The organism is Teichococcus deserti, assembly GCF_001982615.1.
Taxonomy (GTDB): Bacteria; Pseudomonadota; Alphaproteobacteria; order Acetobacterales; family Acetobacteraceae; genus Pseudoroseomonas; species Pseudoroseomonas deserti.
Genome location: NZ_MLCO01000295.1, coordinates 1 through 9,479, shown reverse-complemented (window position 1 = coordinate 9,479; position 9,479 = coordinate 1). Strand labels below are relative to the sequence as shown.

8 protein-coding genes are annotated in these 9,479 nt (G+C 71.9%); all 8 read right to left on the bottom strand.

Annotation, left to right across the window (positions count from 1 at the left end):
• Positions 1-46: 46 nt before the first annotated feature.
• A complete protein-coding gene (locus BKE38_RS24720; protein WP_076959882.1) occupies positions 47-1,198 on the bottom strand; it encodes a phosphoserine transaminase in 1,152 nt (383 codons plus the stop codon).
• Between the two features lie 25 nt (positions 1,199-1,223).
• Positions 1,224-2,051 (bottom strand): PhzF family phenazine biosynthesis protein, encoded by an 828-nt coding sequence (locus tag BKE38_RS24715; protein ID WP_076959881.1) that lies wholly within the window; start codon positions 2,049-2,051, stop codon positions 1,224-1,226.
• Between the two features lie 106 nt (positions 2,052-2,157).
• Positions 2,158-2,973, bottom strand: coding sequence for a bifunctional hydroxymethylpyrimidine kinase/phosphomethylpyrimidine kinase (gene thiD / locus BKE38_RS24710; RefSeq protein ID WP_076959880.1), 816 nt, complete (start codon positions 2,971-2,973; stop codon positions 2,158-2,160).
• Positions 2,973-4,394 (bottom strand): phosphoglucosamine mutase, encoded by a 1,422-nt coding sequence (gene glmM, locus BKE38_RS24705; protein ID WP_083747841.1) that lies wholly within the window; start codon positions 4,392-4,394, stop codon positions 2,973-2,975. Before glmM ends, thiD begins: the two co-directional genes overlap by 1 nt.
• Positions 4,395-4,601: 207 nt before the next feature.
• Positions 4,602-5,657 carry a dihydropteroate synthase gene (gene folP, locus BKE38_RS24700; protein WP_076959879.1) on the bottom strand — a complete coding sequence of 352 codons (1,056 nt, stop codon included), beginning with the start codon at positions 5,655-5,657 and terminating at the stop codon, positions 4,602-4,604.
• Positions 5,658-5,747: 90 nt separating this feature from the next.
• The gene (gene ftsH / locus BKE38_RS24695) at positions 5,748-7,676 is read right to left on the bottom strand and encodes an ATP-dependent zinc metalloprotease FtsH (protein WP_076959878.1); all 1,929 of its coding nucleotides are present in this window, start codon (positions 7,674-7,676) and stop codon (positions 5,748-5,750) included.
• A 100-nt stretch (positions 7,677-7,776) separates the two neighbouring features.
• Positions 7,777-8,967, bottom strand: coding sequence for a tRNA lysidine(34) synthetase TilS (gene tilS / locus BKE38_RS32960; RefSeq protein ID WP_278247646.1), 1,191 nt, complete (start codon positions 8,965-8,967; stop codon positions 7,777-7,779).
• Positions 8,968-9,032: 65 nt separating this feature from the next.
• Positions 9,033-9,479, bottom strand: a 447-nt coding sequence (locus BKE38_RS24685) for a tetratricopeptide repeat protein (protein WP_131829716.1), incomplete at its 5' end; no start/stop codon positions are given.

Below are 9,479 nucleotides of genomic sequence, written 5' to 3'. Positions count from 1 at the left end.
ACTATCCCCCCGGCGGGGGTTTGGGGGCGGAGCCCCCATGCTTGCCTTACTGGACTTCGCGGGTCGCCCAGGTGATCCAGGGCATCAGGCGGCGGAGGTTTTCGGCCTCGACGGTGGCGCCACCCCAGATGCGCAGGCCCGGGGGCGCGTCGCGGTAGGGGGCGGTGTCGAGCCCGGCGCCTTCCTGCTCCAGCAGCTTCGCGATCTTCTTGCTTGTGTCAGCCTGGGCCTTGGCGTCGAGCGCCGTGAACCAGGGCGCCACCAGCTTCAGGGTGATGGAGGTGGTGGAACGGTGGCGGGCGTCCTCGGCCAGGAAGGCGTAGTCGGATTGGGTCGCGACCCAGTCGGCGATGATGGCGAGATTGGCTTCGGTGCGGGCGACCAGGCCCTTGAGGCCGCCGACCGATTCCGCCCAGCGCAGGCCGTCGATGGCGTCCTCGACGCAGAGCATGGAGGGGGTGTTGATGGTGTCGCCCTCGAAGATGCCTTCGATCAGCTTGCCGCCCTTGGTCATGCGGAAGATTTTTGGGAGAGGCCAGGCGGGGGTGTGGCTTTCCAGGCGGGCGACGGCGCGCGGGGAGAGCGCCAGCATGCCATGGCCGGCCTCACCGCCCAGGGCCTTCTGCCAGGACCAGGTCACCACATCGAGCTTCGCCCAGTCGAGCTCCATGGCGAAAGCGGCAGAGGTCGCGTCGCAGATGGCCAGCCCCTCGCGGTCGGCGGCGATCCAGTCGGCGTCCGACAGGCGCACGCCGGAGGTGGTGCCGTTCCAGACGAAGACGGCGTCGCGCGCCGGGTCGGCCTGGGCCAGGTCGGGGATGCCGCCATAGGGGGCCTGAATCAGGCGGACATCGGGCAGCGGCAGCTGCCTGGTGATGTCGTTGGCCCATTCGGCGGAGAAGCTTTCCCAGGCCAGCACGTCGACGCCGCGGGGGCCGAGCAGCGACCACAGCGCCATCTCCACCGCGCCGGTGTCGGAGGCGGGGACGATGCCGAGGCGCCAGCCCTCGGGCATGCCGAGCACCGCCTTGCTGCGGGTGATGACCTCGGCCAGGCGCGCTTTCGGCGCCGGCGCGCGGTGGCTGCGGCCGAGCAGCGCGGCGTCCAGGGCCTGCAGCGACCAGCCCGGACGCTTGGCGCAGGGGCCGGAGGAGAAGCAGGGGTTTTCCGGCAGGCTGGCAGGCTTCGGATTGGCCATCACGCTTAGGCTCCTGGTCGGGTCGTCAGATCGTATCAGGTAGAAAGACTTCGCCGCGGGCGTAGAGCACGGCGGTGCCGCCCATCCGGATACGGCTCTCCCGGCGCTCGCACCAGAGGGTGCCGCCGCGGGCGCTGGCCTGGCGGCAGACCAGGGTGTCGCGGCCCAGCCGGTCGGCCCAGAAGGGCACCAGCTGGACATGGGCGGCGCCGGTGACCGGGTCCTCGTCGATGCCGACGCGGGCGGCGAAGTAGCGGGAGACGACGTCATGCAGCCCGTCATCGCCCGGGGCCGTGGCGATGACGCGCGCGGCCGACCCGCCGGTCGCCTCGTCGGGCAGGCTGGCGATGCGGGCATGGTCGGGCTGCAGGGCGCGCACCGTCTCGGCCTTGTCGAACAGGCAGATCCAGTCACGCGCCTTCCAGACCTCGCGCGGGACGGCGCCGAGGGCGACGGCCAGGCCGGGCGGCACGCGTGGCGCCCGCTGTGGCGGGTTGGCCGGGAAGTCGAGGACGAAGCGCTCCCCTTCCCGGCTGACACCGAGCAGGCCGGAGGCGGTGCGGAACTGCATGTCGCCGGCGTGGCCCAGCTCGCCGGCCAGGACGGCGGCGGTGGCCAGGGTGGCATGGCCGCAGAGCGGGACCTCGAGCCGCGGGGTGAACCAGCGGAGATGCCAGCGGCCGGGCCCGTCGGGGACGAAGAAGGCGGTCTCGCTGAGATTGTGCTCGGCCGCCATGGCCTGCATCAGCGCGTCCGGCAGCCATTCCTGCAAGGGCACGACGGCGGCGGGATTGCCGGCGAAGGGGCGGTCGGCGAAGGCGTCGACCTGATAGACAGCGAGCTTCTGGGGCATGGCTTGGTTTCCCGACGGCGCCCTTCCGCTATCGCCGAAACCCTTTCCCCACGCCAGCGCAGCGGCGGCAGGGCTGGAATGCTTCCCTGCCCTGCCCCAGCTTGATTCAGGCCAGCGCCGACAGCCGCTCCGGATCGACGGTGACGGCGTGGTTCAGCGGGCCATGGCCGCGGCCGAAGCCGGGGGCGGCGCGCAGCGCCTCCTGGACATAGGCGCGGGCGCGCACCACGGCGCCGCGCAGGCCGAGGCCCTGGGCCAGGCCGGCGGCGATGGCGGAAGCCAGGGTGCAGCCGGTGCCATGGGTGTGGCGGCTGTCGATGCGCTCGCTTTCGAAGACCTCGATGCCATCCTCGGTCGCCAGCAGGTCGACCAGCCGGTTGCCCGGCAGGTGGCCGCCCTTCAGCAGCACGGCAGGGACGCCGAGCGTCAGCATCATCTCGGCCGCCGCTTCCATCTCCTCAACGGTGCCGATGTTCATGCCCGACAGCACCTCGGCCTCCGGAATGTTGGGCGTCAGCAGCGAGGCGAAGGGCAGCAGGCGGCGCTTCAGCGTCTCGACCGAGGCCTTGTCGAGCAGCGCCTGGCCGCCCTTGGCCACCATCACCGGATCGGCGACCAGGGGGACGCGGCGGCCATGCTCGGCCAGCGCGTCGCAGACGGCGTTGATGGTGACGCTGTCGGCCAGCATGCCGGTCTTGATCGCGTCGGCGCCGATATCCTGCAGCGTCAGGCGGATCTGCTGGCGGATGAAGTCCGGCGGCACGGTCATGACGCCATGCACGCCGATCGTGTCCTGCGCGGTCAGCGCGGTGATGGCGGTGGCGGCGAAGGCGTTCAGCGCGGTGCAGGCCTTGATATCGGCCTGGATGCCGGCGCCGCCACCGGAATCGGAGCCGGCGATGATCAGGACGCGGCCGCGCATCAGCCGGCCTCCCCGGCGAGCTCGGGAACCGAGTTTTCAGGCGTGGGGCGCTCGGCGACCGCGCCGGCGGCGGCGCGGGCGCGGATCAGCGCCGCCAGTTCATGCACGGTCTCTTCCACGATGCTCTCCTCCTCCGCCTCGGCCATGACGCGGATCACCGGCTCGGTGCCGCTGGGGCGGATCAGCACCCGCCCCCGCTTCTCCAGCCGCTTCTCGGCCGCCGCGATCGCCGCCTGCACCGCGGCATCCTGCAACGGGCTGGCGCCGGCATAGCGGACATTGACCAGGCGCTGCGGCAGCGGCGTGAAGCGGCGGCAGACCTCGCTGGCGGGGCGGCCTTCCTCGGCCAGCATGGCCAGGACCTGCAGCGCCGCCATCAGCCCGTCGCCGGTGGTGCCGAAATCGCTGAGGATCATATGGCCGGACTGCTCGCCGCCGAGGTTGCAGCCGGTCTCGCGCATCCGCTCCGACACGTAGCGGTCCCCCACCTTGGTGCGCAGCAGTTTCAGGCGGCGACCGTGAAGGAAACGTTCAAGGCCCAGGTTGGACATGACCGTGGCGACCACGGCGCCGCCCTGCAGCCGGCCCTGCTCCTGCAGCGACTGGGCGATGACGGCCAGGATCTGGTCGCCATCGATGATCTGGCCCTTCTCGTCGGCCAGCACCAGGCGGTCGGCATCGCCGTCGAGCGCGATGCCGAGATCGGCGCGGCGCTCGCGCACCAGCTCGGCCATGCGGGCCGGCGCGGTGGAGCCGCATTCGCGGTTGATGTTGAAGCCGTCCGGCGCGACGCCGACCGGCACCACTTCGGCGCCGAGCTCCCACAGCACAGTCGGCGCCACCTTGTAGGCGGCGCCATGCGCGCAATCGACGACGATGCGCATGCCGGACAGGCTGCGACCTTTCGGGAAGCTGGCCTTCACCGCCTCGATATAGCGGCCGGGCGCGTCCTCGAGCCGGCTGGCGCGGCCGAGGCGCGAGGGGCCGACCAGCTGGGCGCTGAGATCGGCGGCCATCAGCGCCTCGATCTGCGCCTCCTCGGCATCCGACAGCTTGAGGCCGTCCGGGCCGAACAGCTTGATGCCGTTGTCCTCGAAGGGATTGTGGCTGGCCGAGATCATGACGCCGAGATCGGCGCGCAGGCTGCGGGTCAGCATGGCGATGGCCGGAGTCGGCAGCGGCCCGACCAGCACCACGTCCATGCCGGCGCCGACGAAGCCGGCGGTGAGCGCAGGCTCCAGCATGTAGCCCGACAGGCGGGTGTCCTTGCCGATGACGACGCGGTGGCGATAGGAGCCGCGGTTGAAGAAGCGCCCCGCCGCCTGGCCCAGGCGCAGCGCCGTCGAGGCATCCATCGGCGCCCGGTTGGCGACCCCCCGGATCCCGTCCGTGCCGAAGAGACGACGCACCGCTTCACTCATTCCCGAACCACCTTCACGCCCTGTCCCTGCGGCCGCGGCTGCCTCAGCCGGTCCCGTCCCCTGCCCTCATAACAGCCTTCGGGCCACGCGCGCGACACGCGAAACTTGTCCGGATATTTCGGCGCGGCAGGTTTGACACGCCGGGGCCGCAGGAGAGATCACATAGGTTAACGGCAAAGCAACGTCGCCGCCGGGGAGGCGCCGCCATCAGGCCTCGCCGTGGTCGGCCAGGGAACCTTCAGCGCAGGCCCGCCACATCTGCAGCACCTGCACCGTCTCGGCGACATCATGGACGCGGATGATGGCCGCTCCTCCCGCGGCCGCCGCCTGGGCCACGGCGACCGAGCCGCAGAGCCGCTCGACCGGGGTCTCCACCCCGGTGACCTCGCCGACGAAGCGTTTCCGCGAGGCGCCGACCAGGATGCGGCAGCCGATCGAGGCCAGCAGCGGCAGGCGGTTCATGATCTGCAGGTTCTGCGCCGCGGTCTTGCCGAAGCCGAGGCCGGGATCGATGGCGATGCGGCCGCGCTGGATGCCCAGCGCCTCGGCGGTCTCGACGCGCTGGCGCAGGAAGCGGGCGACTTCCAACACCACGTCGTCATAGCCGGTATGGTCCTGCATGCGGCGGGGGTCGAGCACCGGCATGTGCATCAGGATGACAGGCGCCCGCGCTTCCTGCACGACCCGCACCGAGCGGGCGTCCTGCCGCAGCGCGCTCACATCATTAACAATTTCTGCCCCTTCGTCCAGGGCGGCCAGCATGGTGGCGGCATGGCGGGTGTCGATGCTGACCACCGCGGCCTTGGCGAGTTCGCGCACCACGGGGCGGATGCGGGCAATTTCTTCCTCGGGCGTCACCGGGGCGGCGCCGGGCCGGGTGCTCTCGCCGCCGATGTCGAGAATATCGGCGCCAGCCTCCAGCATGGCATGGCCGGCGGCGATGGCGTCCGATGGGTCCAGATGCAGCCCGCCATTGGAGAAGCTGTCGGGGGTGGTGTTGACGATGCCCATGACCAGCGGCCGGTCCTGCGGCAGGCCGGCGAAGGGCAGCGGCCGGCGGGTCAGCAGCGGCAGGAGGTCGTCCCAGCCCTCCGGCACCGCCTGGGCCGGGCAGAGGCCGAGGTCGCGCCCATCCTCGATCAGCCGCACCAGGGTGAAGGCGGCGGGGCCGCCGGCCAGCGGCAGCGCCAGGCCGTCGCGCAGAGCATGGTTGGCCGCCGGACCATGCAGGAGGCCGAGGGGCTCCAACCAACGCTCGCTCATCGACAACCGCTCCGGCCAAGAAAAAGGGGCCCCAGATAGGGCCCCTTTCCTTAACGCAATTTTTACCGCTCGTCAGGGAGGCGCGTTACCTCACGCCCCCGGCTGCGGCGCCGCATTGCCGAAGCCTCCGCCCGGCGGCCGGGTTGGCCGGCCGGAGCTGGGCACGCTGCCGCGGCCCGAGGAGGTGGGCTCGTCGGGGCGGTTGCGCACCACCGGCTCGCCCTTGATCACCGTGCGGATCTCGTCGCCGGAGAGGGTCTCGTATTCCAGCAGGCCCTTGGCCAGGGCATGCAGCTCCTCGATGTTGGTCTGCAGCGTGTGCTTGGCCCGGGCATAGGCCTCGTCGATGATCGAGCGGACCTCGCTGTCGATCTCCCGCGCCGTCGCCTCGGAGACGTTCTTCGACTGGGTCACGGAATGGCCCAGGAAGACCTCCTGGCTGTTGTCGCTATAGGCGATCATGCCGAGCTTCTCGGACATGCCCCATTCGGTGACCATCATGCGGGCCTGGTTGGTGGCCATCTTGATGTCGCCCGAGGCGCCGTTGGAGACCTTGTCGGCGCCGAAGATCAGCTCCTCGGCGACGCGGCCGCCCATGGCCATCGACAGCTCGGCCTTCAGCTTGGACTTGTGCTTGGAATAGCGGTCGCCGGCGGGCAGCGACATGACCAGGCCCAGCGCCCGGCCGCGCGGGATGATGGTGGCCTTGTGCACCGGGTCGCATTCCGGCTCGTGCATGGCGACGAGCGCATGGCCGGCCTCGTGATAGGCCGTCATCTTCTTCTCGTCGTCCGACATGACCATCGAGCGGCGCTCGGCGCCCATCAGCACCTTGTCCTTGGCCTGCTCGAACTCGTGCATGCCGACGGTGCGGCGGCCCGAGCGGGCGGCCAGCAGCGCCGCCTCGTTGACCAGGTTGGCGAGGTCCGCGCCGGAGAAGCCGGGGGTGCCGCGGGCGATGATCTTCGGATCGACGTCGGAGGCCAGCGGCACCTTGCGCATATGCACCCGGAGGATCTTCTCGCGGCCGGAGACGTCGGGGTTCGGCACCACCACCTGGCGGTCGAAGCGGCCGGGGCGCAGCAGCGCCGGGTCCAGCACGTCCGGACGGTTGGTGGCGGCGATCAGGATGACGCCCTCATTCGCCTCGAAGCCGTCCATCTCGACCAGCATCTGGTTGAGGGTCTGCTCGCGCTCGTCGTTGCCGCCGCCGAGGCCGGCGCCGCGATGCCGGCCGACCGCGTCGATCTCGTCGATGAAGATGATGCAGGGGGCGTTCTTCTTGCCCTGCTCGAACATGTCGCGCACGCGGCTGGCGCCGACGCCCACGAACATCTCGACGAAGTCGGAGCCGGAGATGGTGAAGAAGGGCACGTTGGCCTCGCCGGCGATGGCGCGGGCCAGCAGGGTCTTGCCGGTGCCGGGGGGGCCGACCAGCAGGCAGCCCTTGGGGATCTTGCCGCCCAAGCGCTGGAACTTCTGGGGGTCGCGGAGGAAGTCGACGATTTCCTCCAGCTCGCCCTTGGCCTCGTCGATGCCGGCGACGTCCTCGAAGGTGACGCGGCCCTGCTTCTCGGTCAGCAGCCGGGCGCGCGACTTGCCGAAGCCCATGGCCCGGCCGCCGCCGCCCTGCATCTGCCGCATGAAGAAGATCCAGACGCCGATCAGCAGCAGCATCGGGAACCAGGACAGCAGGTAGTGGAAGAGCGGGTTGACGTCGCTCTCCTCCGGCTTGGCCACGACCCGGACGCCCTTGTCGGTCAGCCGGCTGACCAGCTGCGGATCCTCGGGGGTGTAGGTGCTGAAGCTGCGGCCATCGGACAGCTGGCCGGTCAGCGTGCGACCCTGAATGGTCACGTCGCGGACGCGGCCGCCATTCACCTCGTTCAGGAAGTCGCTGTAGGCGACCAGCTGGCCGGTCTGGCGGGTGGAGGAAGAGGGCTGAAAGAGATTGAACAGCGCCACCAGGAGCAGCGCCACGATCACCCAGAGCGCCAGGTTGCGGCCGAAATTGTTCACCGTCGGGTTCCCATCCGTGTGCCGGCCGGCAGGAGGAGACCGGCCCGGCGCCCAGAGAAGATAGGACGCCCTTGGCCATTCTGAAACCATGGCCGTGGCGTCATCTTTCACCGTTTTTGTTTTCCAGCCCCTTATAGCCGGAGATCGCCCCCCCGGCGGGGCAGAAATCCAGTCGGAAGGGCGTTCCGGGGCCGTCTTCCAGCGCCGGAATCGAGGGCGCGGCGGCCGGGTCGCCCGGGTGCCAGAGCGCCGGCAGCCCGGCCAGCAGCCGCGCCGGCCAGCCGCGGCGTCTCTTCCGGTCCAGTCCCCCGGCCCGGGCCGCGCCGAGCGCGCCCAGCAGGAACCCGTCCGGCGGGTGCCCGCGCAGCCGCCAGCGGCCGTCCCAGGCGGCACCGTCCAGCGCCGGCACCGGGGGGGCGCAGGCGACGGGTTCGCGCACCAGCCAGCCGCCCTGCCAATGAACCCCGTGCAAGGTGCCCTCGCCACGGGCCAGCAGGGCGCGGGTCGCAGCGGTCGACGGGGCGTGCTCGTCCCCCGAGAGCAGCCGGACCAGAGCGGCGAGCGACGCAACCGCCACGCGGTCCGCGCCGAGCGCGCCGGGCGGCAGGAAGGCCCATCCGGCCGGGTCGATCCGCGCGACGCCGGCCAGCCGCGCGGCCGCGGCTTCCTCCGCGGCGGCCCGGCGTCGGGCGAAGGCACGCGCGGCCTCGGCCAGGGCGGCAGTCCCCTGCCCCTCCCCGCCCGGATCGGCCAGCGACCGCCGCAGCCGCACCCGGGCGAAGCGGGGGTCGTCGTTGGAAGGGTCGCGAAGGGGAAGGATGCCACGCGCGGCGAGCAGCGCCTCCAGCGCGGCCGGCGGCGTGCCGAGCAGCGGCCGCAGGATCATCGCCTCCGGCGCCGCGCGGGCGGCGGCCATGCCGGCCAGCCCGGCCTCGCCGCTGCCCCGCAGCGCCCTGAACAGCAGCGTCTCGGCCTGGTCCAGCCGGTGCTGGCCGAGCAGCAGCCAGGGATATCCGTCCGACGCGCAGACAGACAGCATGGCGGCCATCCGCCCGGCCCGGGCACGTTCCTGCAGCGCGGCGCCGCGCGGCAGGCCCAGGCTGATCACGCGGGCGGCGATGCCCCGGGCGGCCAGGGTTCCGGCGGTCCAGCGCGCCTCGGCCGCGCTTTCGGCGCGGAAGCCGTGGTCGACGACGAGGGCCAGGAGGGAGCCGCCCTGCGCCCGGCAGAAATCCTGGGCGATGAGGGCCAGCGCCAGCGAATGCGGCCCGCCGGAGACGCCGGCGGCCAGGCGCGGCGCCGGGCCGAAGGGCCCCAGCGCCGCAAGCGCCGGGAAGAAATCCGCGGTCGCCGGGTTCAGCCGCAGCCGCCGCGCTTGCGGCTTTCGGCGGCGCGGCTGGCCATGCTGCCGGACAGGCGCGGGAATTCGCTGCGCAGGTCGTTGAGCGTGGCACAGGCCTCGCGCTTGGCGCCGAAGCCCAGGAAGGAATTGGCCAGGCCCAGCATCGCCTCCGGCGCGCGCGAGGCGCTGCGGTTGCGGCGATAGGCGTCGTCATAGGCCAGCGCCGCGTTCTGGAAGTCGCGCTTGCCCAGCAGCGCGTCGCCCAGCAGGATATGCGCGTCCTGGGCGCGGGCGCTGCTGCGGGCGGCGATCACCTCGCGCGCGGCGCCCTCGGCGGCGGCAAAGTCGCGGCGGCCAAGCGCCGCCTGGCCGTCGGCCAGCGCCCGCTCGGCGGTGCGCGGCGTGGCGGCGGCCGCGGCGGCCGGCGCCGCCGGCGCCGGATCGGCCTCGCTGCGCTGGCG